The 26,522-nt window shown below is 62.7% G+C and carries 24 protein-coding genes and 2 pseudogenes; 13 read left to right on the forward strand and 13 right to left on the reverse strand.

Features of this window, described 5'->3' with window-relative positions:
- Positions 1–11: 11 nt before the first annotated feature.
- The 3 genes from E5P2_RS34235 to E5P2_RS34245 are packed head-to-tail and all read right to left on the reverse strand — an operon-like array spanning position 12 to position 4,165.
- On the reverse strand, positions 12–857 hold the full coding sequence (locus E5P2_RS34235; protein WP_162571506.1) for a CoxG family protein: 846 nt from the start codon (positions 855–857) through the stop codon (positions 12–14).
- The gene (locus E5P2_RS34240) at positions 841–3,171 is read right to left on the reverse strand and encodes a xanthine dehydrogenase family protein molybdopterin-binding subunit (protein WP_162571507.1); all 2,331 of its coding nucleotides are present in this window, start codon (positions 3,169–3,171) and stop codon (positions 841–843) included. Before E5P2_RS34240 ends, E5P2_RS34235 begins: the two co-directional genes overlap by 17 nt.
- A gap of 16 nt (positions 3,172–3,187) precedes the next feature.
- A complete protein-coding gene (locus tag E5P2_RS34245) occupies positions 3,188–4,165 on the reverse strand; it encodes a Bug family tripartite tricarboxylate transporter substrate binding protein (RefSeq protein WP_162571508.1) in 978 nt (325 codons plus the stop codon).
- A 170-nt stretch (positions 4,166–4,335) separates the two neighbouring features.
- Here E5P2_RS34245 and E5P2_RS34250 point away from each other — a divergent pair, with 170 nt between their 5' ends.
- Positions 4,336–5,085 carry an IclR family transcriptional regulator gene (locus E5P2_RS34250; RefSeq protein ID WP_162571509.1) on the forward strand — a complete coding sequence of 250 codons (750 nt, stop codon included), beginning with the start codon at positions 4,336–4,338 and terminating at the stop codon, positions 5,083–5,085.
- 250 nt (positions 5,086–5,335) lie between these two features.
- On the opposite strand, the gene tnpC (E5P2_RS34255) is transcribed toward E5P2_RS34250, so the two are convergent.
- The 3 genes from tnpC (E5P2_RS34255) to E5P2_RS34265 form a co-directional block, all read right to left on the reverse strand.
- The gene (gene tnpC / locus E5P2_RS34255) at positions 5,336–6,907 is read right to left on the reverse strand and encodes an IS66 family transposase (protein ID WP_443083582.1); all 1,572 of its coding nucleotides are present in this window, start codon (positions 6,905–6,907) and stop codon (positions 5,336–5,338) included.
- A gap of 105 nt (positions 6,908–7,012) precedes the next feature.
- Positions 7,013–7,345 carry an IS66 family insertion sequence element accessory protein TnpB gene (tnpB, locus tag E5P2_RS34260; protein ID WP_162571510.1) on the reverse strand — a complete coding sequence of 111 codons (333 nt, stop codon included), beginning with the start codon at positions 7,343–7,345 and terminating at the stop codon, positions 7,013–7,015.
- The gene (locus E5P2_RS34265) at positions 7,342–7,737 is read right to left on the reverse strand and encodes a transposase (RefSeq protein ID WP_162571511.1); all 396 of its coding nucleotides are present in this window, start codon (positions 7,735–7,737) and stop codon (positions 7,342–7,344) included. Before E5P2_RS34265 ends, tnpB (E5P2_RS34260) begins: the two co-directional genes overlap by 4 nt.
- A 102-nt stretch (positions 7,738–7,839) precedes the next feature.
- Here E5P2_RS34265 and E5P2_RS34270 point away from each other — a divergent pair.
- A protein-coding gene (locus tag E5P2_RS34270) for an IS3 family transposase (protein WP_162571641.1) occupies positions 7,840–9,158 on the forward strand; the annotation gives its coding sequence in 2 pieces (ribosomal slippage) (positions 7,840–8,280 and positions 8,283–9,158; 1,317 coding nt in all).
- Positions 9,159–9,485: 327 nt separating this feature from the next.
- On the opposite strand, the gene E5P2_RS34275 is transcribed toward E5P2_RS34270, so the two are convergent.
- A protein-coding gene (locus E5P2_RS34275) for an IS3 family transposase (RefSeq protein WP_162571641.1) occupies positions 9,486–10,804 on the reverse strand; the annotation gives its coding sequence in 2 pieces (ribosomal slippage) (positions 9,486–10,361 and positions 10,364–10,804; 1,317 coding nt in all).
- Between the two features lie 104 nt (positions 10,805–10,908).
- Here E5P2_RS34275 and E5P2_RS34280 point away from each other — a divergent pair.
- From E5P2_RS34280 to tnpC (E5P2_RS34290), 3 genes are read left to right on the forward strand one after another with little or no spacing between them, the layout of a single operon-like run.
- Positions 10,909–11,256: a transposase gene (locus E5P2_RS34280; protein ID WP_162571512.1), complete on the forward strand. Its 348-nt coding sequence runs from the start codon at positions 10,909–10,911 to the stop codon at positions 11,254–11,256.
- The gene (gene tnpB / locus E5P2_RS34285; RefSeq protein WP_162571513.1) at positions 11,253–11,585 is read left to right on the forward strand and encodes an IS66 family insertion sequence element accessory protein TnpB; all 333 of its coding nucleotides are present in this window, start codon (positions 11,253–11,255) and stop codon (positions 11,583–11,585) included. The genes E5P2_RS34280 and tnpB (E5P2_RS34285) overlap by 4 nt, the downstream gene beginning before the upstream one ends.
- Before the next feature lie 57 nt (positions 11,586–11,642).
- Positions 11,643–13,211, forward strand: coding sequence for an IS66 family transposase (gene tnpC, locus E5P2_RS34290; RefSeq protein WP_443083578.1), 1,569 nt, complete (start codon positions 11,643–11,645; stop codon positions 13,209–13,211).
- Positions 13,212–13,308: 97 nt separating this feature from the next.
- Here the strand turns inward: tnpC (E5P2_RS34290) and E5P2_RS34295 are convergent.
- Together E5P2_RS34295 and E5P2_RS34300 are read right to left on the reverse strand one after the other, a co-directional pair.
- Positions 13,309–13,488: pseudogene (locus tag E5P2_RS34295) on the reverse strand (acyl-CoA dehydrogenase); the annotation flags it as partial.
- A 93-nt stretch (positions 13,489–13,581) separates the two neighbouring features.
- Positions 13,582–14,130 (reverse strand): MarR family winged helix-turn-helix transcriptional regulator, encoded by a 549-nt coding sequence (locus E5P2_RS34300; RefSeq protein WP_162571649.1) that lies wholly within the window; start codon positions 14,128–14,130, stop codon positions 13,582–13,584.
- A gap of 75 nt (positions 14,131–14,205) precedes the next feature.
- On the opposite strand from E5P2_RS34300, the pseudogene E5P2_RS34305 reads away from it, so the two are divergent.
- Positions 14,206–14,727 (forward strand): annotated as a pseudogene (locus tag E5P2_RS34305) (IS5 family transposase); the annotation flags it as partial.
- On the opposite strand, the gene E5P2_RS34310 reads toward E5P2_RS34305, so the two are convergent.
- Genes E5P2_RS34310 through E5P2_RS34325 form a run of 4 tightly spaced genes read right to left on the reverse strand, consistent with a single transcriptional unit; the run spans position 14,724 to position 19,985 of the window.
- Positions 14,724–15,530 carry an alpha/beta fold hydrolase gene (locus tag E5P2_RS34310; protein WP_162571514.1) on the reverse strand — a complete coding sequence of 269 codons (807 nt, stop codon included), beginning with the start codon at positions 15,528–15,530 and terminating at the stop codon, positions 14,724–14,726. The pseudogene E5P2_RS34305 and the gene E5P2_RS34310 sit on opposite strands and share 4 nt — an antisense overlap.
- On the reverse strand, positions 15,527–16,750 hold the full coding sequence (locus E5P2_RS34315) for a xanthine dehydrogenase family Fe-S subunit (protein ID WP_174262742.1): 1,224 nt from the start codon (positions 16,748–16,750) through the stop codon (positions 15,527–15,529). The genes E5P2_RS34310 and E5P2_RS34315 overlap by 4 nt, the downstream gene beginning before the upstream one ends.
- A 5-nt stretch (positions 16,751–16,755) precedes the next feature.
- The gene (locus E5P2_RS34320) at positions 16,756–17,607 is read right to left on the reverse strand and encodes an FAD binding domain-containing protein (RefSeq protein ID WP_162571515.1); all 852 of its coding nucleotides are present in this window, start codon (positions 17,605–17,607) and stop codon (positions 16,756–16,758) included.
- The gene (locus tag E5P2_RS34325; RefSeq protein ID WP_162571516.1) at positions 17,604–19,985 is read right to left on the reverse strand and encodes a xanthine dehydrogenase family protein molybdopterin-binding subunit; all 2,382 of its coding nucleotides are present in this window, start codon (positions 19,983–19,985) and stop codon (positions 17,604–17,606) included. The genes E5P2_RS34320 and E5P2_RS34325 overlap by 4 nt, the downstream gene beginning before the upstream one ends.
- Before the next feature lie 355 nt (positions 19,986–20,340).
- Here E5P2_RS34325 and E5P2_RS34330 point away from each other — a divergent pair, with 355 nt between their 5' ends.
- The 7 genes from E5P2_RS34330 to E5P2_RS34360 are packed head-to-tail and all read left to right on the forward strand — an operon-like array spanning position 20,341 to position 26,481.
- Positions 20,341–20,658: a non-heme iron oxygenase ferredoxin subunit gene (locus tag E5P2_RS34330; RefSeq protein ID WP_081270285.1), complete on the forward strand. Its 318-nt coding sequence runs from the start codon at positions 20,341–20,343 to the stop codon at positions 20,656–20,658.
- Positions 20,655–21,914 carry an NAD(P)/FAD-dependent oxidoreductase gene (locus E5P2_RS34335; protein WP_162571517.1) on the forward strand — a complete coding sequence of 420 codons (1,260 nt, stop codon included), beginning with the start codon at positions 20,655–20,657 and terminating at the stop codon, positions 21,912–21,914. Before E5P2_RS34330 ends, E5P2_RS34335 begins: the two co-directional genes overlap by 4 nt.
- Positions 21,915–21,942: 28 nt before the next feature.
- Positions 21,943–23,253: an aromatic ring-hydroxylating oxygenase subunit alpha gene (locus E5P2_RS34340; RefSeq protein ID WP_162571518.1), complete on the forward strand. Its 1,311-nt coding sequence runs from the start codon at positions 21,943–21,945 to the stop codon at positions 23,251–23,253.
- A complete protein-coding gene (locus tag E5P2_RS34345) occupies positions 23,250–23,765 on the forward strand; it encodes an aromatic-ring-hydroxylating dioxygenase subunit beta (RefSeq protein ID WP_162571519.1) in 516 nt (171 codons plus the stop codon). Before E5P2_RS34340 ends, E5P2_RS34345 begins: the two co-directional genes overlap by 4 nt.
- Before the next feature lie 17 nt (positions 23,766–23,782).
- A complete protein-coding gene (locus E5P2_RS34350; protein WP_162571520.1) occupies positions 23,783–24,778 on the forward strand; it encodes an amidohydrolase family protein in 996 nt (331 codons plus the stop codon).
- Between the two features lie 21 nt (positions 24,779–24,799).
- On the forward strand, positions 24,800–25,843 hold the full coding sequence (locus tag E5P2_RS34355) for a 2,5-dihydroxypyridine 5,6-dioxygenase (protein WP_162571521.1): 1,044 nt from the start codon (positions 24,800–24,802) through the stop codon (positions 25,841–25,843).
- On the forward strand, positions 25,840–26,481 hold the full coding sequence (locus tag E5P2_RS34360) for an isochorismatase family protein (RefSeq protein WP_162571522.1): 642 nt from the start codon (positions 25,840–25,842) through the stop codon (positions 26,479–26,481). The genes E5P2_RS34355 and E5P2_RS34360 overlap by 4 nt, the downstream gene beginning before the upstream one ends.
- The last annotated feature ends 41 nt before the right edge of the window (positions 26,482–26,522 follow it).

The raw sequence follows: 26,522 nt of genomic DNA on the forward strand, positions 1-26,522 counted from the left end.
CGCCGGCCGCATCAGTCGGACCTCCGCCCGAGCCCAGCGGCAACGCCCAGAAGGGGGGCCACCAGCCACCAACCGGGAGACTGCTGAAACGCAGTGGTAGCGGCATATGCGACCACACAGGCCACGGCCACGCTGACACCGACGCGCGGCCATTGCAGCACCAGCTCCACGCCACGCGAAGGCCTGGCGGCCGACGGCTGGGGTTGGGCGAAATAGGCATGCTGCAGATGAGGGGCTGACACCTTCTCTGCCGCGCTCGCCGCCGAGGCAGCAGCGAGCGCGGGGCGTTGCGCCGGCGTTGCCTGGGGCACCGAAGCGCCGGTTGTGGAGGCCAGTGTTGGCGCGAAGACTGGCGCCGTGGATTCAACAGGCGCCATGACCGGACCCTTGGGTTCTGCAATCCCGGCCAATTCGTTGCGCAAGCGCTTTTCGAAATCGGCGAACAGTTCCTCGGAGCGCTTCTTGACGACCGGATAACCGAGAGAAGCAAGCTTGCCAGCAACCTGCATGTCGGCATCGATGCTCAGCAGGCACTCGACCGCGCCATGGTTGTGTCGCTCCTCAAGGTTGACCTTCATGTTCACGGCAAGGGTGGTGCCGGTGAACTTGTCGCGGCCGCTGGCACTCAGTTCCACGTAGCGCTCCAGCGTATGGGCGCCGAGCGTGATCGTTGTCGGAAGCTCGAGCTTGAAAGGGCCGAGCTTCTGCTTCATCAGGGCCGAGAACTCCTTCAGCGGCTCGACTTCGGTGACGTTTTCGCAGCCCGGGATGAGTTGCGCGACGCGTTGGACGTCGAAGAAGATCGACCAGAGTTGCGCAGCGGATGCCGGCAGGGTGGCATCAATCCTGAAATCCATGGTGTCTTCCTTCTTGTTTGTCGGCGGCGATCTTGGCTGTCTTGAGTGCACGCCAGACCCGTTCCGGAGTCAGCGGGAGCTCCTTGATCCGTACGCCCCAACCCTCGAACAGGGCATTGGCAACTGCGGGAGCGACCGGCAGGATGGCCCCTTCACCGCCTCCCCGTGCGCCGAATGGTCCGGGCCCATCGAGGCTCTCGATCAGCGTGGTGCCGACATGGAAAGGCACGTCTTCCATCGTGGGCACCCGGTAGTCGAAGAGCGTGCCGTTGACCACCTGGCCGTCCTCATAGATGTATTCCTCGAACAAGGTATGACCCAGGCCCATGACCATGGCACCTTCATCCTGGCCTTCTGCGGCCTTGGGATTCATCACAAATCCGAGATCTGCGGCACCGCCGACCCGGACGAGCCGGATATTTCCCGTGCCTTCGTCCACCTCGATTTCACAGGCGCCCGCGCTGGTTTCCCAGAACAGAGGCGCAAGCTTAAAAGCTCCGTTCTTCGTCTCCGGATTCACGCGGCCGATGCCGAGGAATTCACCGGCCGTCATGCCGTTGAATCTGCGCAGCAATTCGATGATGGAGATCGCGCCATCAGGACCTTCGATGCGCCCTTCTTCCAACCGATAGTCGTGTGGCGAGCCGCCCAATACCGTCGCAGCTGTCTCGCCGACCTGGCGCAGGATGTCTTCGCAGGCCATCTGGACGGCCAGGCCGACGATGACTGTGGAGCGGCTCGCGCCGGTACCCCAATCGTAAGGAGCCAGCAGCGTGTCGGGCTCAGAAGATGCGATCATGCGCAACGGCTGGCGAAGCATCTTGTTCGCGATGATGCGCAGGACGCCTCGATTGCCTTGGCCGATCTCGACCGAGTTCGCCGACACGTTGACCGAACCGTCGGCACGCAGGCGCACGGTGGCACCCCCGATGGGCATGATGCCGGGGTCGCTGACGCCGACGGCGACGCCCCGGGCGCGACGACGTGGGCCCTTCATTTCGGGAAGGGCCTCGAGCGTCTCCACTGCCTTGCGCAATAAATTGCGCATGTCCACGTCCAACGGGCGGAGGTCGGGCTTGATCGTCTGGCCTTTGTCCGCCATGTTGAGCAGGCGGAACTCAACTGGATCTATGCCGCATGCGTGCGCCATGATGTCCATTTGCGACTCCGTCGCCCAGACCGCCTGCGGCCCACCGATCGACCGAAATGCCGCGCCCGGTACCGTGTTCGTATAGACGCCATGTGATTCCAGCCGAAGATTGGGGATGCGATAGGGCCCGATGGCGCGGATCGCGGCCTTGATGGCGATCGCGGGGCCGGTGTCCGAAAAGGCTCCTCCGTTCAGGACGGCAGCAATCGATTTGGCAGTGATTCGCCCGGTTGCGTCGAGCGCCGTCTTGACCGTGATCTCCGCATCCAACCGTCTGCAGGTCAACATCGACTCGGCGATCGACAGGCACACCCGGACAGGTGCGCGCGCCTTCCACGAGAGTGCGGCCACGAGCGGATCGATCTTCACCGATGCTTTGCCGCCGAATCCGCCGCCTATGTAGGGCGAGTGCACTCGCACGCAGGCCAGTGGAATACCGAGTATTTCTGAACACACCCGGGCGATGGCGGTTGGCGTCTGTCCGCCGCTCCAGATCTCCAGCGAGTGCTGCTTCCAATCCGCGACGCTGACGTGAGGCTCCATCGCAAAATGGAAAACCATCGGGAAGCTGAATGTGTCTTCGAACACCTGCGCTGCCTCGTCATAGGCTTGTTCGACATTGCCCGCGTTGTATTGGTAGTGCTGGAAGATGTTCGTGCCCGATACAGGATTGGCTTCTCCACGAAAGTAGAAGTCCTTGAGCTTGTCCATGTCCTCGTGAACGAGCGGGGCGCCTGCGGCCATCGCCTCCTTGGCCGTCGTGACGAAGGGCAGGGGCTCGTACTCGACCACGATGGCTTCAACGGCTTCCTCGGCTGTCGATTCGTCCACGGCTGCGACGGCAGCGACCGGATCGCCCACGTACCTCACCTTCTCTATCGCGATTACTTCACGGTCGCGCAGATATAGGCCCCATCGATTGGCGGTCCCGGGGAGGTTCTTCATATCGGCTCCCGTGAGAACTGCAACCACGCCCGGCAGCGCCAGGGCGGCACTCGTGTCGATGTTGCGAATGCGAGCGTGCGGCACCGTGCTCCGCAGGATCTTTCCGTGCAGCATGCCCGGTACCTCCACATCGCTGGCGAAGATCGCCGCACCGGTCACCTTCTGCAGATAGTCGGCACGGGGCTCTTGATGGAGCGGAAGCTTGGGACGGGAGTGCATGCAGGGCTCCAGGGGCTCAATCGACTGGAGTGATGTGCGCCTTGGCGATCACTTCGGCCCACATCTTCGTCTCCGCGGCCTGCCGTTTCGCCACCGCATCAGGCGAACTGGACGAGGGCTCGACGCCCACCGCGTTCAGGCTTTCCTTCACGGCCGGGGAAGCCATCGTCTTGGCAATCTGGGGCACCAACTTGTCCTGGACACTCTTCGGAAGGCCCGAAGGCGCGTACAGCGCAAACCACGTCACGGCCTCAAAGCCCGGCAATACCGTTTCGGCCAGTGTCGGGACGTTCGGCATCGCCTCGGCCCGTTTCGCTGTCGTCACGGCGAGCGCCTTGAGCGTGCCCGCCTTGATCTGCGTGAGCACCGCGGGTCCCTGCTCGATCGCCATCACCACGCGCCCGGCCATCAGGTCCACCACCATCGGCCCGCTGCCCTTGTACTGGACAGGGAACAGGTCAACACCAGCGCGCTGCTTGAAGAGTTCCATAAACACGTGCTGCGACGTGCCATTGCCGGCCGAGCCATAGCCGTACTGGCCGGGCTTCGCCTTCAAGTAGGCGATCAACTCCTGAATGGTATTCACCGGCAATGAGGCCGGCACCACGACGTAGGAAGGATTGAAACCGAGGATGGATATCGGCTCGATGTGGCTCGCCACCTTCTCCATGCGCGGATTCAACTGGGGCAGCACGGAAAACATGGAGGACGCACCGATGAGCAAGGTGTGGCCATCTGCCGGCTGTCGCGCGACATAGTCGGCACCGATCATTCCCGATGCACCCGCTCGGTTGTCAACGATGGTCGGCTGCCCCAGCTCTGCCAGTCCGTTGGCCACCGCGCGGGCGTACAAGTCCGTGGCACCGCCGGGTGGGTACGGCGCGACGATGGTGATCGGCCTGCTTGGGAATGTTTGCGCTTGCGCCGAGACGGCTAGAGCACACAGAGTGAAGCCGGCGAGAGCAGCGGCGAATGCCTTTTTCATCGTGAACATGCGTAGCTCCAAAAGGGGGCAAAACCGAGAGGTTTTTTGGTTGTTGCGTCTGACAGAATGATATCCCTTGGAAGGGAACGTCATTCTGCTGGTCGCTACGTTATGATGTCAAGCAGAATGTTTCGTCGGCGACAGGACCGCGCGCCGGCGAACAAAACGGGGGCAAGTGGATGGCTGTTGATCAGGAAGTCGAGCAGAAGGCCGGAGGAGTTGCCGCTGTAGAACGGGCGTTTGCGATCCTCCATGCGTTCCGTGCAGGCGACACGTCTCTCAACTTGAGTGAGTTGGCGCAACGAACCGGCATGTACAAGAGCACCATCCTGCGCACCGTCGCCTCGCTGATCCGGGAGCATTGCATGGTGCGGCTCGACGATGGCACCTACCAGCTCGGCTCCATGCTGCTGCATTGGGGCGGCCTCTACCAGGCCGCCCTTCGGTTGGACGACCACGTGCCAGCCTTTTTGCGTCAGCTGGTCCAGGAGACGGGCGAAGGCGCTTCCTTCTTTACGCGCGAAGGCGACCTGCGGGTATGCCTTTTCCGTGTCGACTCGCCAAAATCGGTGCGCGACCACATCCGAACCGGCGATCTGTTGCCTCTGAACAAGGGCGCTGCCGGCCGTGTATTGTCCTGTTTTGACCGCGCACTGACGCCCCCCGAGAGGTTCCCTGAGCAGCCCCTCATCGTGACCGTGGGCGAGCGCGAACCCGACATTGGCGCGATCGCCGCACCGGTGTTCGGGCCGATGGGCAGCTTGCGCGGCGCGCTTGCCATCTCTGGTCCGGCCGCTCGGTTTTCCGAGGAGCTAATTCCAAGCATGTCGCAATCCGTGCTCAAGGCGGCTTCGGACTTGACGCGGCGTTTAGGTGGCGATCCCTCGGCGTTCGATACTGCCATCGCCGTGGCGCCCTCGTTGCTCTAGCAAAATTCGGCTGATCGCATCTATTCGCGACATGCTGTTGGTGAAGTTGTTGCTCGGGTTCTCGGCGGACTTAGGCGCGGCGAACGGCCGCAGGGCCGGGCGCTGAATTTCAGTCAGTCACGTCAGGCAACTCCAGAGGCCGCAACCGCTGCCCTGCTGCCGTCAGCAGGCCTTTCTCGAGAGACCAAGTTGGGCCCAGTAGAGTCATTCGTAAACGTCCGGCAAACCCATCTTGACGCCGCCGCGGAGCTCAGTGTGTGGCGGACTCCGTCCGCCAGAGGTGCGGCAATAAGTCGTCGATCCGGCTTGCCGGATGAGTAGGCAGGCGCTCAAGGACATCCTTCAGGTACGCGTAGGGATCGTGTCCGTTAATGCGTGCCGAGTGAACCAGGCTCATGATCGCCGCGGCGCGCTTGCCGGCTCGCAGGCTGCCTGCGAACAACCAGTTGCTCCTTCCGAGGGCGATGGGGCGGATCTGGTTCTCTACCCAGTTGTTCGAGATCGGCACGTCACCGTCTTCGATGTACCGCGTCAATGCCGGCCAGCGCTTCAGGCTGTAGTCGATCGCTTTCAGCGTGGCCGAACCCGGCGGAACCTGCTGCCTCTGCAGGAGTAGCCATCGATGGAACAACACGGCCACCCGTCGCGACTTGCGCTTGCGAATTCGTTGCCGCTCGTCCGGGAGGAGGTGATCGATCTTCGCCTCGATCCTGAACAGCACCTGGAAGTACCGTAGCGCCTTTTCCCCGATCCTGCTGCCGTGATTGGCCCAGAGGTCGTTGAACTTGCGTCTCGCGTGCGCCATGCAATTTGCAGCCGTTACGCCCCTCGCGATCGAAGCGTTGTAGCCAGAGAAGCCGTCGGTTACGAGCGTGCCCTTCCAAGGGGTGGCGCCGTCTTGGCCAAGGAAGCGGCGCACGTTCTCGCCGCTGCGCGTCTCGGCGAAGTTGAACACCACCGCCTTGGTCGAGTTGAAGGTGGTTGTGCAGAAGCTCCAGATGTAGGCTTTGTGGGTCTTCTTGTTGCCAGGCTTGAGCATGGCCACCGGCGTCTCGTCGGCGTGCAGCACGACGTGGCGTAGTAGCTCGGCCTCCAGAGCGTCTACCAGCGGCTGGAGTTGCGCTCCGCATTCACCCACCCACTGCGCCAGCGTCGAGCGCGCGATAGCCATGCCGGCACGCTGGAAGATGTGCTCCTGCCGATACAGGGGCAGATGATCAATGAACTTGGCCACCAGCACCTGGGCCAGCAGGCTTGCCGTGGGAATGCCCTTGTTGATGATGTGCGCAGCCACGGGCGCCTGCACCAGCTTCTCGCACTTCGCGCACGCCCACTTGCCGCGAACGTGGTGCTCCACTGTGAACACGCCCGGCTCGTAGTCAAGCTTCTCGGAGACGTCCTGGCCGATGCGCTTCATCTGGCAGCCACAGCTGCACACAGTGCTCTCTGGTTCGTGGCGCATCTCGCGCCGCGGCAGATGCGCGGGCAACGGCTGGCGCTTCGGCTGTTCCTTGTCCTTTGGGTCTTTGCCTTTGTTGTTGGCGGTGGCCCGTTCGATCTCCCCGGTGACTTCGGCGATGTCACCTTCGAGGGTCTCTTCCAGCAGGCTCGTCTGCTCGGCACTGAGGCCTGCCCTGAACTTCTCGCTCGTGGCGGCGAACTTCAGGCGCTTGAGCACCGCCATCTCGTGCGTGAGCTTGTCGATCAGGGTCTGCTTAAACGCAGCCTCGCGTTGCGATCTCTCAAGCTCGACGGCCTGGTCTCGCAGTTGCTCGTCCTTGGCGGACAGCTCACTCATCAGCGCCAGCGTGGCTTGGCGCATCTGCTCCGGATCCAACGATTCCAAGGGCTGGGAGGCGATCACGGAGGGTGATCGTGCCAGATGAAATGCGCCAATGACATCGGCACATTCATCAATTGCGCATCGCTACAGAACTCGGATGATTCCAGCCTCCCCGACGCGTTGCCAGGGCAGTCCCAGCACGAGTGCGTTGAGCTGCTGCTTGCTGAGCGACAGCGTCCCCGTCGTGTCGTGTGGCCAGACGAACTTGCCGGCGTTCAGTCGCCTGGCAGCCAACCAGACGCCAATGCCATCGTGTACGAGGACCTTCATGCGATTGGCACGGCGGTTTGCAAACAGGTAGGCGTGATGCGGGCGGGCTTCACCGAATACTTTCACCACGCGGCCCAATGCCGCTTCGGTGCCAGCGCGCATGTCCATCGGTTCGACCGCCAACCAGACGGCGTCGATACGGATCACCGCAGCAACTCGCGCAGCCAGGTTCCGCATTCGGCAGCAAGTGCTGCCGGCCAGCTCACCACGACAGTCGTTGAGCCGCGCTTGACCTCCATGCGGATGTCGCTCACCGGAGCGACCGGTGCGGGCAGTTGCAAGGCAACGAACGACGGGGACTCGGACTTAACGCCGGGGAGCGCCTTCGGAGCTTTGCCTTCTGCTGGCCTGCTCGGCGGCGCCTCCGCGTCGTGTACCCAACGGCGCAGCAGGTTCGCATTGATGCCCAGCGACATCGCCACCGATGCCATCGACACGCCAGGCTTCGCGACCAAAGCAACGGCATTGGCCTTGAACTCGTCGCTGTGTAGCCGGCGCCGCCGGCGATCACCACCAGCCTGCGGAGAGATAGTGTGCACGTGTCCACCAAGAGAGTGAACTGACCCCCGGAAGTTGGACGAAACCGGGGGATCGAGGTGAAATACACAGATAGGCAGAAGCTGGAGGCCGTGCTGGCCTACATGAAAGGGAACCACGGCCTGAGAGCTACCGCGGCATCACGGGGCGTTGGTTTTGATTCCTTGCGGCTTTGGGTAGCCGCGTATCGAGAACACGGCGAGGCAGGTCTTCAGGAGAGGAAGGAGAAGCAGAAGTACCCTCCACAGTTGAGGCTGGAGATCCTGAAGCGGGTCCACGACGAAGGTCTCTCATATCGCCAGGCGGCCGCGATCTACGGCATCCGGCGGTTTGACTTGATCGCCATATGGCAGCGTGCCTACGCGCAGAGCGGACTTGAAGGGCTAAATCCGATGAGACCAGGGCCACGAAGACGACAGAGCGGCTCCGTCGATGGCGACCCGAGCGAGCCACGCGACGAAGGTACGCGTACCAGAGAGGAGTTGTTGGATGAAGTTCGGCAGCTTCGCATGGAGGTCGCATACCTAAAAAAAGCGAGGGCCTTGGTTCGCAGCAAGCCGACATCACCGTCGAGGAACGGACGCGGATCGTGCTCGAGCTAAGGCCTCTATTCCCCCTGGCCGGGTTGCTGAAGCTCGCCGGCCTGGCGCGAAGCACCTTCTACTATCAGCGAAAATCGTTGACTCGTGAAGACAGGCAACTTGGTTTGCGAGATGCCATTCGCGAGATCTTCGAGCGGCACAGGGGCTGGTATGGCTACCGCCGAGTGACGCAGGCATTGCGTCTCCAAGGCCGCACGGTGAACCACAAAACCGTGCAACGCTTGATGGGCGAGCTGCAGCTACGATCGAAAGTGCGAGCTAAGCGATTCAAGAGATTCTCTGGAACAGGGTCGGTGTTGGCACCTGACCTCCTTCGGCGCGACTTCAGTGCCGCACGGTTGAATCAGAAGTGGGTCACAGACATGACCGAGTTCAAGGTGGGCGCGAAGAAGCTGTACCTGTCTCCGATCATGGATTTGTATAACGGCGAGATCGTTTCCTACGAGAAAAGCGAGTCACCCACGCCCCGCATGTTCCGGACCATGCTGAACACTGCCTTCGCGCGTCTGAAAGCCGATGAGAGCCCAGTCCTTCACTCGGATCAGGGTTGGCAATATCGTATGCCTACCTACCGCGAGCAGCTGGATCGGCGTGCTGTCACACAGAGCATGTCTCGGAAGGGGAACTGCCTGGACAATGCGGCGATGGAGAGCTTCTTCGGCACATTAAAGTCAGAGTTCTTTTACTTGAACAAATTCGAGAGCATAGAGGACCTCAAGCACGGCATTGATGCCTACATCCGCTACTACAACGAGGAGCGAATCAAGCTGAAGCTTGGCATGAGTCCAGTTGCCTTCCGAAGGCAACAAGAGGTCCGATAGATCAGTTCAACAGCCGTCCAACTTCCGGGGGTCAGTTCAAGAGTTAGTGGATACGAGCATCCTTTGCTCCTATGGCGAATTCAAGATGGGATTGCCGGACGCATACAGTCATTCGCCTTCTGCCCAGCAAGTTCGGCAGTCGGGCCAGAACCAGCCCTTCGCCAGCGCCGCGGAATCCCTGGCGTAGTTTGTCAACTTGTCGGCGACCGCAGGAACGCGGCGTAAGCGCGCGGTGATCCCGTCTTGAGTTGCGGGCTTGTGTCCATGACGATGGTGTCCACCAAGAATTGAACTGACCCCCGGAAGTTGGACGGCTGTTGAACTGATCTATCGGACCTCTTGTTGCCTTCGGAAGGCAACTGGACTCATGCCAAGCTTCAGCTTGATTCGCTCCTCGTTGTAGTAGCGGATGTAGGCATCAATGCCGTGCTTGAGGTCCTCTATGCTCTCGAATTTGTTCAAGTAAAAGAACTCTGACTTTAATGTGCCGAAGAAGCTCTCCATCGCCGCATTGTCCAGGCAGTTCCCCTTCCGAGACATGCTCTGTGTGACAGCACGCCGATCCAGCTGCTCGCGGTAGGTAGGCATACGATATTGCCAACCCTGATCCGAGTGAAGGACTGGGCTCTCATCGGCTTTCAGACGCGCGAAGGCAGTGTTCAGCATGGTCCGGAACATGCGGGGCGTGGGTGACTCGCTTTTCTCGTAGGAAACGATCTCGCCGTTATACAAATCCATGATCGGAGACAGGTACAGCTTCTTCGCGCCCACCTTGAACTCGGTCATGTCTGTGACCCACTTCTGATTCAACCGTGCGGCACTGAAGTCGCGCCGAAGGAGGTCAGGTGCCAACACCGACCCTGTTCCAGAGAATCTCTTGAATCGCTTAGCTCGCACTTTCGATCGTAGCTGCAGCTCGCCCATCAAGCGTTGCACGGTTTTGTGGTTCACCGTGCGGCCTTGGAGACGCAATGCCTGCGTCACTCGGCGGTAGCCATACCAGCCCCTGTGCCGCTCGAAGATCTCGCGAATGGCATCTCGCAAACCAAGTTGCCTGTCTTCACGAGTCAACGATTTTCGCTGATAGTAGAAGGTGCTTCGCGCCAGGCCGGCGAGCTTCAGCAACCCGGCCAGGGGGAATAGAGGCCTTAGCTCGAGCACGATCCGCGTCCGTTCCTCGACGGTGATGTCGGCTTGCTGCGAACCAAGGCCCTCGCTTTTTTTAGGTATGCGACCTCCATGCGAAGCTGCCGAACTTCATCCAACAACTCCTCTCTGGTACGCGTACCTTCGTCGCGTGGCTCGCTCGGGTCGCCATCGACGGAGCCGCTCTGTCGTCTTCGTGGCCCTGGTCTCATCGGATTTAGCCCTTCAAGTCCGCTCTGCGCGTAGGCACGCTGCCATATGGCGATCAAGTCAAACCGCCGGATGCCGTAGATCGCGGCCGCCTGGCGATATGAGAGACCTTCGTCGTGGACCCGCTTCAGGATCTCCAGCCTCAACTGTGGAGGGTACTTCTGCTTCTCCTTCCTCTCCTGAAGACCTGCCTCGCCGTGTTCTCGATACGCGGCTACCCAAAGCCGCAAGGAATCAAAACCAACGCCCCGTGATGCCGCGGTAGCTCTCAGGCCGTGGTTCCCTTTCATGTAGGCCAGCACGGCCTCCAGCTTCTGCCTATCTGTGTATTTCACCTCGATCCCCCGGTTTCGTCCAACTTCCGGGGGTCAGTTCAGAATTTAGGTGGACACCTATGGAAGACTCCAAGCGCGTGAGCCGACGTCGCCACGCGGCCGATTTGAAGCGGCGAGTCCTGGCGGCGTGCGCGGAGCCTGGAGCGTCTGTGGCGCAGGTGGCCCTGGCCCATGGCCTCAACGCCAACCTCGTTCACAAGTGGCGCCGCATGGTTGACTCGGGAGGTACCGCCTCGAAGGCCAGCGACCAGCAAGCCGAGTTCATCTCGCTCACGCTAGCTCCTGGCCTGACTGTCGCAAACGACATCCATCTCGAGCTTCGCCGCGGCGCGATCGCGGTGAACGTGACCTGGCCGTTAAGTGCGTCAGGCCAGTGCGCCGTCTGGCTGCGCGAGATCCTCAGGTGATCCGGGTCGACGCACTGTGGCTTGCCATCGAGCCGTTGGACATGCGCGCAGGCACCGAAGCAGCTCTGGCACGTGTGGTTCGTGTCTTCGGTGCTGCGCGCCCCCACCATGCATACCTGTTCGCCAATCGACGCGCCAACCGGATGAAGGTTCTGGTTCACGACGGAATCGGAATCTGGTTGTCGGCGCGTCGCCTGCACCAGGGCAAGTTCATCTGGCCCAAGGACAGCGGCACCACCCTCAGCTTGACCCATCCCCAGTTCGATGCGCTGGTACTCGGGCTTCCGTGGCAGCGTATCGGCGAAGCTGGAGTGATCTGCGTGCTGTAGTGCAATTGCCGAATGTGCTGATGCGCTCGCGAGTGCACCAGGGCACCATCACCTTCCGTGATCGACACGGCCGACCTTGACCACCTGGACGCGCAGCAACTGCGCGAGATGGTCCTCTCGCTCAGAAGAGGAGCGGCAGTCGACAAGCTCGAGATTGCACGTCGCGACCACGAAATCGCGTTCAAGCAAGCTGCCATCGACAAGCTCACGCACGAGATGGCGGTGCTCAAGCGGCTGAAGTTCGCCGCCAAGTCTGAGGCCTTCAACACCGAGCAGAAGAGCCTCCTGGAGGAGACCGTCGATGCCGACCTAGCGGCGATGGAACTCGAACTGGAAAAACTGGCGGGCACCTCGGCTGCGGAGCGCGAAAAGCAGCAACCCAAGCGCCAGGCGCTGCCTGCGTACCTGCCACGCCGGGAGATCCGTCACGAGCCTGAGAGCACCACCTGTGCCTGCGGCTGCACCCTCCAGCGTATCGGCGAGGACGTGGCCGAGAAGCTCGACTATCAACCGGGCGTGTTCACGGTGGAGCGCCACGTGCGCGGCAAGTGGGTCTGCACGAAGTGCGAGACGCTGGTGCAGGTGCCCGTCGCTCCGCACATCATCGACAAGGGCATCCCGACGGCCAGACTGCTCTCGCAGGTCCTGGTGGGCAAGTACCTGGATCACTTGCCGCTGTACAGGCAGGAAGCCATCTTCGGTCGCGCGGGCCTGGCCATCTCGCGCTCGACACTGGCCAGCTGGGTCGGACAGTGCGGCGTGCAGTTGCAGCCCCTGGTCGATGCGCTCAAGCGCGAGATGCTCGAAGAGCGCGTACTGCATGCCGACGAGACGCCCGTGGCGATGCTCAAACCCGGCAACGGCAAGACGCACCGGGCGTACCTGTGGAGTTACTGCACGACGAGCTACAGCGCGCTGCGCGCGGTGGTGTTCGACTTCGCTGACAGCCGCGGCGGCCAGCACGCTCGCGCCTTCCTCGGGCTGCCGGGAGAGGATGGTTGGCGCGGCTCCCTCGTGTGCGACGACTTCAGTGGCTACAAGGCGTGCTTCGAGCTTGGCGTCACCGAGGCCGGCTGCCTGGCCCATGCGAGACGCAAGTTCCACGAACTCTGGGTCAATCACGGCAGCCAGGTCGGCAAGCAGGCGCTGAAGTTCTTTGGCGAGCTGTATACGGTCGAACGCGAGGTCGCCGACTTGCAGCCTGAGGAACGAAGGCGAATACGACGAGAGACGTCGCGCAAGGTGGCCGATGCCCTGCAGCAGTGGCTCGCGGGACAACGCCAGAGGGTGCCGGATGGCTCGGCCACGGCCAGGGCTATCGACTACAGCCTGAAGCGCTGGAGCGCGCTCACGCGCTACATCGACGACGGCGAGCTGCCGGCGGACAACAACTGGGTGGAAAACAAGATCAGGCCGATTGCGATCGGAAGATCCAACTGGCTGTTCGCAGGATCGCTACGGGCGGGCCAGCGCGCAGCGGCCGTGATGAGCTTGATCCAGTCAGCGAAGCTCAACGGGCACGAGCCTCACGGGTACCTCAGCGACGTCCTTGAGCGCCTGCCCACCCAGCCAGCCAGTCGCGTCGCCGAGTTGCTGCCACATCGTTGGGTGCCGTCGGCAGCCTGATCTGCGGCGCCAGTCAAGACGGGATCACCGCGCGCTTACAACGCGGCATCTTCTCGACGAGCTGCGAGAGACACACGAACCTGCACCGACTCGCATCACCGCCCTTGAACGACGAGGGATTGCGGTCGCCCGCGATATTCAGCGGCGCGACCACGTCCTGGTTGAAGCGTGCGCACCCCTCGAGCACGGCCTGCGCGGTTTCGAGGCCCGCGTCTTCGAAGCCGGTCAGCTTGGCGATCTCGTTGATGTTGGTCAGGTGCTCGATGTCGAACAGCATGTCCTTGAGGGGGCGGCCTAGCTCATCTCATTGCTGCCTTTAAAAGTAGTTCCAAATTACTCGGTGAAAACAAGTCGCGTGCGGATCCTCCGATCAGCCGGCTCCATTTTCTTTTTCCATCTTTTCCTTCTTTTCATGCGCATCGACGAGCTGTGCCAGAAGTCTCATGAATTCGGCGCGATCTTCGGGCGACAGTGGTTCGATCAGCAGCTCCTGGGAGCGGTGAATGCTCTCCTGCAGATCGTTGATCAGGTTGAGCCCATCTGTCGTGATCACCGAGAGTCTTGACCGGCGATCGTCCGGGTTGACACGGGTTTCAACCAAGCCCTTGTCACCAAGACGCTTGAGCACTTCTGCAGTCGTCGTGCGGTCGAGCGACAGTTCCCGACCGATCGCTTTTTGATCCAGCCAGGGGTTCATCGAAAGCGCCGTCAGCATGCCGATCTGAAGCGGCGTGATACTTTCCGACTTGCAGAGATCGAAGAAGATCGCCTGTCCGATCTGCGTCAGCCTGCGGATGAGGAAACCCGGCCGGCGCCACATGACCTGGCGCAATGGATTGAACGGCTCCAGGACCGGATGCTTTGCCACATCGGCTGAGCCGACCGTCTTTTTCTGAGCGGGGGAACGCTTTGTCATCATCTTGAGATCGCTGAAGGTGTCAGCCGACGAGTTTATCGACTCCCCTGGCTGTGACGCGGAAAGCAAGACACGCTTCGGATTGCGCTCGAGGCAGTCTCACTGGACAGCACGAGCATCAAGGTGCACCCCGATGGAACGGGAGCGTTAAAAAAAAAGGTCGCCAGGCCATCGACAAGTCCAGAGGCGGCTGGAACACCAAGATTCATATGGTTGCCGCGAATGCTCGAACGGCCATAACTTTCTCGCGCTCGCCTGGGCAGGCGCACGAAGCGCCCGAGGGTCGCGCGCTGCTGCGTCGACTCGGCGGGCCTGATCGACCCGTGCATCTTCTGATGGATCGCGCCTACGAGGGCAATGAGACCCGACAACTCGCACTTGACCTGGGATTCATTCCCGTGATGCCGCCGCTGAAGACCAGGGTCGAGCCCTGGGAATACGACCAGGAGATAGTACAAGCGCCGCAGCGAAGTGGAAAGGCTATTCCGACGCCTCAATGGTTATCGACGCATCTTTTCTCGCTTCGAGAAGGTGGTCGACGTGATGTTCGTAGGCTTCATCAGCTTCGCGCTGATCTTCGTTTGTGTGAACACGCCCTAGCGCAGGTCGAGCTTCAGGTAGTCGCCGAGCAAGCGATAGAAATCTTCTTCGTCATCCCACGGGATCATGTGCCCGGCGTTCGACGCCGTGCATTGCGACAACCCGGGCGCAAGAGACTCGATCTCGGCAAGGTCCTCCGGCAGCATCACCCCTCCCCGGCCTGCCGCCATCAGAAGCGCGGGCGTCCGCAATTGGGGGAGATCGGCGTGGATGTCGTCCTCGTGGAAACCGGCGTGCGCCTGGATGATGGCATCCGGGTCGCAGGTATGGAGCCATTCGGCCCTGAGGCGCAATTGGTCGTCCGTCCACGTAGGTGCATAGGGGCGAAGCTCTTCGGCCGTGATGCCCTTGAGCGCCATCTGGATGGAATCGACATACCAGGCCAGCGGAACCGGATAAGGACGCCGGCCCGGGCCGGACACCGGCGGATCGACGAGCAGCAGCCTGGCCATGCGTCCCGGATTGCGCGCAGCGGCTCGAATCGCCACGCGGGCACCCATCGAGTGGCCCAGCACCGTCACCGACGACCACTGCAGCACCTTCAGCAGGTCCAGCACATCGGCCGCCATGGCATCGAGGCTCGCGACCATGCCCGGCGCGCTGAAGGACAGGCCTCGCCCCCGGAAATCAAGCACATGAACATCGAAATGGCGAGCCAACCGCTCTGCGACGAAGCCCCAGGTGATGGCGGGACTCGTGATGCCGGGCAACAGCAGCAGGCGAGGACCCTGCCCTCCATAGCGCAGAAGATGCAGCCGCACCCCGTTCGCACGGACGTGATAGCCAAGAAGAAAGGAACTCATTCGGACTCCCTCGGCGGTTTGCCGAACCAACCGCGGAAGCGGTTCCAGAGCACGCTCCACATCATCCCCGCGACGGACACCGAGGGTTGAGGCTCGTCGGCCGCAACTGTTTGGCCGCCCAGCCGTCGCGTGATTTGCTTTCCGAAGTCTGCGACCATGCGTCGCACGAAGTCCTTTACGAGTCCGGAGCGCGAGAACTGCGCGAGTGGGCCCTGCAGAGCATAGATCATGTCGACGTGCACACGGGTGCTGTCGGCCGTCAGGGCTTCCAGCCGATAGGTGATATCGCCCTGGGTGCGTGACTTGCTCAGGCTGTCCTGACCGGCACCACGCAGGACCGCGCGCCTCGCTGCGTCGTCGCGCTCCAGCCGCGCAGCGCCCGCGAATGCCGCCGACATCGGCCCAAACTTGATCGCGATGGTGCCCTTGACCCGCTCTCCTTCGTATGAGTCGATAGTCGCACCGGGCAGGCAGGAGGCCACTGCAGGCAGGTCTCCCATGAACTTCCACACCTGGTCTTCCGGATAAGGCACGTCGAAATGCACTTCGATGGCGTTGCCCTTGGCCTTGGCCTTGGCCATCGCGGCGGGATCGACCTCTGCCATTTCCGCGGACGCCGCAGATTCCGCCGCGGGCTGCCTGGCGGCGGCAACCGCGAGCGGCTGCGCCTGGCTCGGCGCCGTGGCCGGGCGCGGTGCAACAGTTCGCGGAGTACTCAGTGCCTGCCGCAGCTTTTCGACTTGTGCGTCGGGAGTGTCGCGCTGCTGCTGCAGCACATCGAGAATGGCGTCCACGATGCCCTGGTAGCCGGTGCAACGGCACAGGTTGCCGGAGAGCTCGAGGCGCACGCGCGCTTCGTCGGCCTGGGGCAGACGAAGCACGATGTCGCGCGCCGTGGTAAGCATTCCGGGTGTGCAGAAGCCGCACTGCAGCGCGTGATGCCGCGTGAACGCCAGGCGCAGCCGCTGCATCACCGCATCATCGTCGTAGCCTTCGATGGTAGTGACTTCCTGGCCCTCGCATGCCACGGCGAAGGTGATGCATGAACGCGTCGGCTGGCCGTTGACGAGCACCGTGCATGCGCCGCAAACGCCATGCTCGCAGCCAAGATGGGTTCCTGTCAGGCGCAGTTCGTCGCGCAGGAAGTCACCAAGATGCGTGCGTGGTTCCGCGTGCCGGCTGAAGCCGCGGCCGTTGACCTGAATAGCGATGGGGTTCAAGTCTGTTACTCCGCTGGCTTGTGGTTGGAAAAAACACCCGACTGCGCCAGGGCGCGCTCGACGCAGGCCGTGAAGAGCTTTCGGTCGATGCCGTCGCGATCAGGCAGCGCCCGGCCTACGGCCGCGCCCACCTTGTCGCGCTCTGCGGCTTGCGCGCCCTTGCTTGCAACTTCCGCCGCGAATTCGTTCAACAGGATCGGCGGCCCGTCTGCCGCCCCCAGCACCACGCGCGCACGCTTGCGCGAAACATCAAAATACACCGCGGCGCTGGCCTCGGCAAATTCGCCAGGCTTGCGGCAGACCTTGTGATAACCCCAGCGCGTGGCCGGCGTTTCGCATGGCACGTGGACGGCCACGATCAACTCGTCGGACTCGAGCACCGTCGTATAGGCGCCGAGCATCACGCCATCCGCCTCGATCGTGCGTTCGCCGCGCGGCGACCTGAGCACGATGCGGGCACCCAGTGCGGCGAGCGTGACCACCCAGTCCGCGGCAGGATCTGCATGCGCCAGGCTGCCTCCGACAGTGCCGCGGCTGCGGATCGCCCGGTAGGCGATCCCGCCCGCGACCTGACGCATGGGATGCGCCGCCAGCGGCGGGTGCACGCCATCTTCGATCTCGGCATGTGTGACTGCCGCACCGATCTCGACCCACTCGCCCCTGCGACTGACTGCGCGCAACGCTGCGATGCCGGCGATGTCGACCACCTGCGCCGGTCGCGCGAGTCTCAGATTGAGCATCGGGCCGAAGGACTGGCTCCCACTCATCGCCTTTGCCATGCCGCCGCCTTTGGCCAGCACCTCGATCGCCTCATCCACGCCGAGCACTCGCGTGTACTCAAATTTCGCGGCCTTCATTTGACGAGCTCCTGTTGCGGCTTCGCGCTCTCGAGGGCCTTGAGCAGGCGCCGCGGTGTCAGGGGCGTCATCAGCACCTCGGCCGCGCCCGTGCCTCGCAATGCGTCGTTCACGGCGTTGAAAATCACCGCGGGCGGCGCGATGGCGCCGCCCTCCCCCACCCCCTTCGCGCCGAATTCGGTGTGAGGTGACGGTGTCTCGAAGTGCTCGATGCGGATGCGAGGCACTTCCGTGGCGCCAGGCAGGATGTAGTCGGCCAGCGTAGAAGCCAGCGGCTGGCCTTGGTCGTCGTACGGGCTCTCTTCGTACATCGCGGTGCCGATGCCCTGCGCGATGCCGCCGATGGTCTGGCCCTCTACGATCATCGGATTGACCATGGTGCCGCAATCCTCGACCACGACGTAATCGAGGATCTCGACCTCGCCTGTCTGCGTGTCGACCGCGACGACGACGGCATGGGTCGCATACGTAAAGGTACCGGTGTCGACTTTGGGCTTGTACGCACGCGAAACCTCCAGGCCACCAAGATGCACGTTATCGGGCAGGTCCTGCGGCGTGAGGTACCACGCGCCACCCACCTGGGACAGCGGGATCGACTTTTCTCCGGCCACGGCGAACCCTTCCACCAACGCGACGGTCTGCAGATCCACGCCCATGAGATAGGCGGCGATCGACTGGATGCGGGGCAGCAGTTCCTTGCACGCGGTCGCGATGGCGCCTCCCGACATGACGGTCGCCCGGGATGCGTAGGTGCCCGATGAGAAGGGCGTGAGCGCGGTGTCGCCATGCACGACCCGGATACGCGCAACGGGAATGCCGAGCACATCGTTGGCGATCTGCGCGAAACTGGTCTCCATGCCCTGGCCATGCGAGTGCACGCCGACGCGCACTTCGAGCCCGCCGTCCGCGGTCATCCGCACCACCGCCTGATCAAAACCGGGCACCACCGGAAGACCCCAGTTGGCGAACACGGTCGTGCCGTGCGCGGACTGCTCGGTATAAGTGGCCGTGCCGAACCCGATCCGGCGTCCGTCCGGCTCTCCCCGGGTCTGACGCTCACGCACGGCAGCCACTCCGACCATCTCGACGGCGCGGCGAAGGCTCGCGGGAAAGTCGCCGCTGTCGAAGTGCTTGTTGGCCACGTTGACGTAGGGCATGGCAGCGGCCGGCACGAGGTTGTCCATGCGAACCTCCCACGGCTCCCGGCCCACTTCACGCGCCACGGCATCCATAAGAAGTTCGATCGCAAAACAGACACCGGTGCGCGCCACGCCGCGGTAAGCCATGAAGCCCGGCTTGTTGGTCGCAACACACAAGGTCTCGCAGCGGTAGCCACGGAAGGTGTACGGACCCGGCAGGTTGCCGATCGCCTGGCCAGGCTCCAGGCCCACGAAGAACGGATAGTACGAATAGGCGCCGCCGTCGATGGTGATGACAGCGTCCAACGCCAGAAGCTTGCCCGTGCGGTCGGCGTAGGCAGTGAGCTGGTAGTGATGCTGCCGCGTGTTGGCACCGACGATCAGATGCTCGCGCCGATCCTCAAGATAGCGAAATGGGGTTCGGTACGTCTTGGCCAGCCAGGCAATGCACAGATCTTCGGGGTACAGCTGCCCCTTGTAGCCAAAGGCGCCTCCCACGTCGGGGGACACCACACGCACCGCCTCCTCGTTCATCGAGAGGTGCTGGGCGATGCCGACGCGCAGCAAATGCGGTACTTGCGTCGCACTGACGACCACAAGTTGATCGGCCTGGAAGTCCCAGTAGGCCAGCACCGACTTTCCCTCCAGCGGCACGATGCACTGACGCGACAGCTCGACGGTGCGACTGACTTGCACCTCCGCCTTCGCGGCAAGTTCATCGAAGTCGCGATTGGCCCGCAGCGTGAGAAAGACATTGTCTTTCCACCCAGGATGAAGGAAGTCTCCCGTCGCCGCAAGAGAAGACTCGGCGCCGTGGTAGACGGGCAGCTCGTCATAGGAAACCTGCACCTCTTCGAGCAGGTCTTCCGCCACTGCACGCGTTGGCGCAACGGCCATGGCGATCGCCTCTCCCACGTGCCGGACCTTGCCCGAAGCCAGCGGCGGCAAGGCCGAGTACTGGTATGTGGGCAGCGAAGACGGCGAACCGATGTCCGCCGCGTCCGTCATCATCTCACGCACGAAGATCTTCCCCGCATGCTCCTGCGGAATCTCGACACCCGTGATGGTGGCATGCGCCAGAGGGCTGCGCAGGAAGGCGACCTCCTGCAGACCAGGCAGCACGAAGTCGCCCACGAAATTGCCTTTGCCAACCATGTGGCGCGCATCTTCCTTGCGAGGCACACGGGCGCCGATGCCCTCTGGCTTGAGAACTCTCGCCGGAATGTCTGCCTGGTTCATGCGTTTCCTTCTGCTTGACTGATTGTTCCCGGGCGCCGCTCGGGATGTGCGGCACCGTCCGAGGTCAGGACTTCGTTCGTCTTTGTGACAGTACACGTTCATAAGTATAGGCCTGCTCGTCACGCGCGTGAAGACGGTGGTTGATGATGAAAACCCTGACACATCGATCTCCCTGATCCGGCGCACTTTTAGCACCTATATGCACGGTTTCCGCCCTTTTTATACGGGCATCTCCATCCACTCTGGTGCAAGGCCAACAAGTACAAACCCGCACTTGAAAAAATAATTCCACCGTCCTACTATGACAGTTCACTGAGTATTTATTTCAGTTCTCTGAATGACAGGATAGAAGCCCATGGATTGGATCAAAGTCGCCTCGGCGCAAGAGCTGAGCAACGATGAAGCGAAGACCGTCGATGTCGCTGGCTACGGGGTTGCGCTGTACCGGATCGACGACGAGTTCTTTGCCACCGACAGCATGTGCACTCATGCCACCGCGCTGCTGTCGGAGGGCTACGTGGAAGACGGTTGTGTTGAATGCCCGCTGCACCAAGCCCGCTTCGACATTCGCACGGGCAAGGCGATGTGCGCGCCGGCCACCGTGGACCTGCGCACCCACACCGTGAAGCGGGAGGGCGATCACATCTACGTGCTGTCGCCCGCTGGCAAATGACATCGCGCGGCATCGTCATCGTCGGTGCGGGCCAGTCGGCGGCCGTTGCGGCACACGCCCTGCGCGAGCACGGCTACAGCGGGCGCATCACGATGGTGGGCCGGGAGCGCCACAGGCCGTATGAGCGTCCTCTGTTGTCGAAGGCCGTCCTGGTGGCTGCGGAGGCGCCCAGGCTCGACGTGCTCACCGACGACGCCTGGACACGCAGCGACGTCGAACTGCTGAGCGGCAGCGAAGCGGTTGCACTGGATCTCCAGCGGCAGCATGTCCGTCTTGCGGACGGGCAGGTACTCGCGTATGAGTCCTGCCTGATCGCCACCGGCGGTGAGGCCACCACGCTGGCGTGCGTGCCGGCCGGCCGCGCGGGCGTGCACTACATCCGCACGCTGGACGACGCGCACCGGCTGCGCGCCGCGCTCCAGGCAAAGCCGCAGGTCGCGGTTCTTGGCGGTGGATTCCTCGGCCTCGAGGTCGCAAACTCGGCGCTGTCCGCGGGCGCTTCGGTGACGGTGCTCGAACGCGCGCCATCACTGCTCGATCGCTTCGTGCCGCCGCAGGCGTCGGAATGGCTCGAGGCGAAGTTGCGCGCAGCGGGCGCCAGGCTCCTGCTCGGCGCTTCCTGCAGTGGCGTCCATTCATTGCCGCAAGGCCGGTTGCGCTTGAGCACCAGCACCGGCGATCTCGAAGTGGATGAGGTGGTCATCGCCATCGGCTTGTCTCCGAACGACGCGCTGGCGCGCGATGCGGGGCTGGAGACGGCAGCAGGCAACGGCATTTTGGTCGATGCGTCTTGCCGCACGAGCAACGCACACGTGTTCGCATGCGGCGACTGCACCAGCCAGCGCCGTGCCGGACAGGCGGCGCCGACGCGCCTCGAATCCTGGCAGAACGCGAACGAGCAGGGGCGCACTGCCGCTGCCGCCATGCTCGGCCTGCCTCTTCCCGCACCCGCGGTGCCATGGTTCTGGACCGACCAGGGCAAACACAACATCCAGATGCTGGGCCTGCCGGCCAGCGATCTTGAATACGTGCGCCGTGGTAGCCCGGCCAACGACAAGGTGCTATGGATCGGCCATCGGGACTGCGTGCCGGTGCACGGCGTCGCAATCAACGCAGGCGCCGATCTGCGGGCCGTTCGCCCGCTCTTCGAACACGGGCACGGGCGGCGCGTGCAGTGGGACGACTTCGCACTGGACGCTACCAACCTTCGTGCATGGGCCAGGCAGATGCAGGCCGATGCCGCGTTCACCGCTTAACCACTTCTCTCAAAGCTAAGGAGCTTTCATGTATCAATCGCAGGCGGTCATCGGCATCACGAATGCCCGAAAGAATCCGCCCTTGGAGCAATGCGTCTGGCCCGCAGACGCCATGAACAACATTCCAGACTGGGTCTACACCAGCCAGGCGATCTACGACCAGGAGATCGAGCGCATATTTCGCGGCGACAGCTGGAACTTCGTCGCCCTGGAAGCGGAGATTCCCAACCCGGGCGACTACAAGCGCGGCTACGTCGGCGCCACGGCCGTCGTGATCGTGCGCGCGGAGGACAACACCATCTCCGTCTTCGAAAACCGCTGTGCCCATCGCGGCGCGGAGTTCTGTCGCGCCAGCCAGGGCAACACGAAGGAGTTCGTCTGCCCGTACCACCAGTGGTCGTACGACCTCAAGGGCAACCTGCAGGGGGTTCCGTTCAAGCGCGGCATCAACAAGGTGGGCGGCATGCCGGCGGACTTCAAGAACGCCGACCACGGCACCCGCCAGCTGCGCGTAGCCACCCGCAACGGCGTGGTGTTTGCCACCTACTCCGACAACACCCCTCCGCTGGAGGAGTACATGACGAAGGAGATCGTCGAGGAGTTCGACGTTCCGTTCTCGGGCAAGAAGCTAAAGATCCTCGGCTACTGCCGCAACGAGCTCCCGTGCAACTGGAAGATGTACCACGAGAACCTGAAGGATCCGTACCACGCGACGCTGCTGCATTCGTTTCTCGTGGTGTTCGGCCTGCTGGTTCCCGGCATCAAGTCGATCGTCTTCGCGGACAAGGTGCATGGCCGGCACGGCTTTATGGCGTCGGCCAAGCCGGACGAGATCTATGCCACTGTCGCCGACGACGACAAGGCGCAGATGCGGTCCTTCAGCGACAACCTTCGGTTGCGCGACGAACGGTTCCTGGACTACGTACGGGAATTCAAGTCGCCCTGGTCCGCCAACATGATGACCATGTGGCCGAACCTCATCGTGCAGCGTCAGATGAACACGATGGGCGTGCGCCAGATCATTCCGAACGGCCCGAACAGCATGGTGATGCAGTGGACGATGTTCGGATACGAGGACGACACGCCGGAGATGACAAGGCACCGCCTTCGCCAGGGCAACCTCATGGGCCCGGCCGGGTTCCTGGGCCTTGAAGACAACGAGGCTTTGAAGTTCGTGCAGGAAGGCCTGCGCAACTCGTCCACGGACAACAACGTCGTCAAGCTCGACGCCGGTCACCAGGGCACAGCACGCAACCTGATCTCCGAGTCCTGCATCCGCTCGCTCTACCAGTACTACCGGGAAGTGATGGACATCCGTGTCGCGGAGCACGCAGCATGAAGGAGCAGCTCGCCTATGCCAAGGCCACCCTCTCGCCGCGCCGCGCCGCCGAGTTGCGTACCGAGATCGAGTCGTTTCACGTCGAGTACTGCGCTGCCCTCGATGCGAACGACGTCGAGCGCTGGCCCGACTTCTTCAGCGAGGACGCGACGTACCGCGTGACATCGCGCCGCAACGCGCTCCTGGACATGCCCGTGGGACTCATCTACTGCGAGGGCCTGGACATGATCGTCGACCGTGCGCTTGCCGTGGCCCACTCGCAGATGTTCGCGCCGCGTCACATGCTGCATGTGCTCGGAATAGCGCGCGTGCTGCAGGAGACGGACGAAACGATCAGCGCTCAGACGCCATTCATGCTGATGCAGACCCTGGTGGAGGGGCCATCGACGGTGCACCTGGCCGGGGTCTATCACGACCGGTTCGTGCGCAAGGGCGACAGGCTGCTTCTCGCCAGCCGTGAAGTGATCCACGACACCGAAATTCTCGACACCGCCTTGGCATATCCGGTCTGAGGCCACCCAGGAAGACTATGAACCAAACTCTCAAAATCGCACTGGAAGAGCACTTCTCGGCCCCAGGGTTCGACGCGTACTCTTCCCCCTACACGCGGGCGCTTCCCGCCGGATTCGTCGCCAAGCTCGACGCCCGGCTGACCGACTTCGACGACCAGCGCCTCTCAGAAATGGACGCAGGCAACATCGAGTACGTCGTGCTATCGCAGACCATGCCCGGCGTACAGGCCGAGGTGGATCGCGACACCGCCATCCGCCGGGCGCGCGAGAACAACGAGTTCCTTGTCGAGCGTGTCTCGCGCCATCCGCAGCGCTTCGGCGCCTTCGCCCACGTGGCCATGCAGGATCCGGCCGCCGCGGCCAAGGAGCTGGAGCGCACCGTGGTCGAACACGGCTTCAAAGGCGCGATGATCAACGGCCACACCCTGGGCCGCTATTACGAAGGTGCCGCATTCGATGTGTTCTGGGAGCGCGCAGAGGCGCTGGGCGTGCCCATCTACCTGCATCCCAACGTGTTCAGCCAGGCACCGGCTCTGCTCGAAGGCATGCCGGTGCTCCAGGGCGCAGCCTGGGGATGGGGCGTCGAGACCGCGGGCCATGCGTTGCGCCTGCTGTTCGGCGGGGTGTTCGACCGCTTCCCGCGCTTGACCCTGGTGTTGGGCCACATGGGCGAGGCCCTGCCGTACCAGCGCTGGCGCATCGACAGCCGCTTCGCCGCGTATCCATCGGGCATCACGCTGGCGCGCAAGCCCAGCGAGTACATCGGCAGCAACATCCTGATCACCACGTCGGGCGTGTGCTCCGCACCGGCGTTGCTGGGCGCCATTGGCGAGCTCGGGGCACAGGCCGTGCTCTTCTCGGTGGACTACCCCTACGAGTCGACCGCCGAGGCCTGCAACTTCATCGAAGCCGCCCCACTGGACGACACGACGCGGGCACAGGTGTGCCATGGCAATGCGCGCCGGCTCTTCAAGCTAGGCAGCCCGGAAGACCTAACGCTGCTTCAGTTCTAACACTTACTCGAAAGCGAAAAAATGGCAGTCAGCGACTATCAGATGATCAAGGCGTGGGACGAGGTTCTGAAGCTCAGCAAAGTGGAGCGCGGCCAGACCGTCTCCATTCTGTGCGGCCCCCACACACACCCGCAGACACTCCAGACGGCGACGATCGCCGCCCAGGCCGCGGGCGCGATCGTGACCCGGATCGAGCTGCAACCCATCAACGCGGAGAAAGCAACCAGCCGCGACAGGATGAATTATCTGGGTGAAACACCGCTCACGAACAATCCAGTCGCACTCGCTGCAATGAAGAATAGCGATCTCGTCCTCGACTTGATGGTTCTCCTGTTCTCTCCAGAGCAACTGGAAATTCTAGAGTCCGGAACAAAGATTCTTTTGGTCGCCGAGCCGCCCGAGGTATTGGTGCGAGCGATACCTACTGAGGACGATCGCAAGCGCGTCTTGGATGCGTCGAAGCTTCTCAAAAAGGCTAAAAAGATGCACGTGACGTCGCCGGCTGGAACGGATGTGACGTTCCAGCTCGGCGAATTTCCGGTCATCACCGAGTACGGTTTCTGCGAGCAACCCGGGCGCTGGGACCACTGGCCGAGCGGCTTCCTCTTCACTTTCGCCAACGAGGGCGGCAGCGACGGAACCATCGTGATCGATCGCGGCGACATCCTACTGCCACAGAGGAACTACGTCTCGGACAAGATCACATTGAACTTGCGCGGCGGTTTCGTGCGCAGCATTGAAGGGGATGTCGATGCCGCCATGCTGCGCGAGTTCATGGAGGCCTACAAGGATCCCGAAGCCTACGCTATCGCGCACATCGGCTGGGGAATGCAGCCCCGTTGCTACTGGCACACGTTGTCGCTGATGGACCGCGAGGCGACAACTGGTCAAGATGCGCGCGCGTTCGAAGGTAACTTCCTGTTTTCCCTGGGCCCGAACAACGAGGCTGGTGGCTCCCGCACCACGCCTTGCCACCTCGACATTCCGCTGCGCAATTGCACGGTGGCGCTGGACGGCACCGTCGTGGTCCGCGACGGCAAGGTAATCGACGAGGCCTTCCAATGAGCTTCGATCAGGCTATCTACCAGAAACAAGGATTCGGCAACGCCGTCGCGCCGCTGTCGCCCTATGGCCTGCTGATCATCGACTTCGTCAATGGTTTCGCTGATCCGCTCACCTTCGGTGGCGGCAACATCGCCGACGCCATCGAAAGCACGCGCGGGCTTCTCGACCAGGCGCGACAGCGCCAATGGCCGATCGTGCACACGCGGGTGGTGTACCAGGACGATGGCGCCGACGCCAACATCTTCGCGCTCAAGGTGCCCCCCATCCTTGCCTTGCGCGAGGATGCGCCGGAAAGCCAGATCGTGCCGCAACTGCAGCCGGTGGCCGGAGAACTGGTGCTGCGCAAGACCAGCCCCTCGGCCTTCTTCGGGACCTCGCTGGCCTCCTGGTTGTCCCTGCGCAGCATACGCACGCTGCTGATTGCCGGGTGCACGACCAGCGGCTGCGTGCGCGCCAGCGTGGTCGACGCGATGTGCCACGGGTTCCGCCCGCTGGTCGTGACCGACTGCGTGGGCGACCGTTCGCTGCAGGCCCACGACGCCAACCTGTTCGACATGAATCAGAAGTACGCGACCTTGATGGCCAGCGACGTCGCCCTCGAAGCGACCAGCAAGGCAGCAGACGTCGCCCCGGTCTGACACGCCGTTCGAAGCTCCGCCAATCCGTTCGACACCCGGTG

The sequence above is a fragment of the Variovorax sp. SRS16 genome (assembly GCF_901827165.1).
Classification (GTDB): domain Bacteria; phylum Pseudomonadota; class Gammaproteobacteria; order Burkholderiales; family Burkholderiaceae_C; genus Variovorax.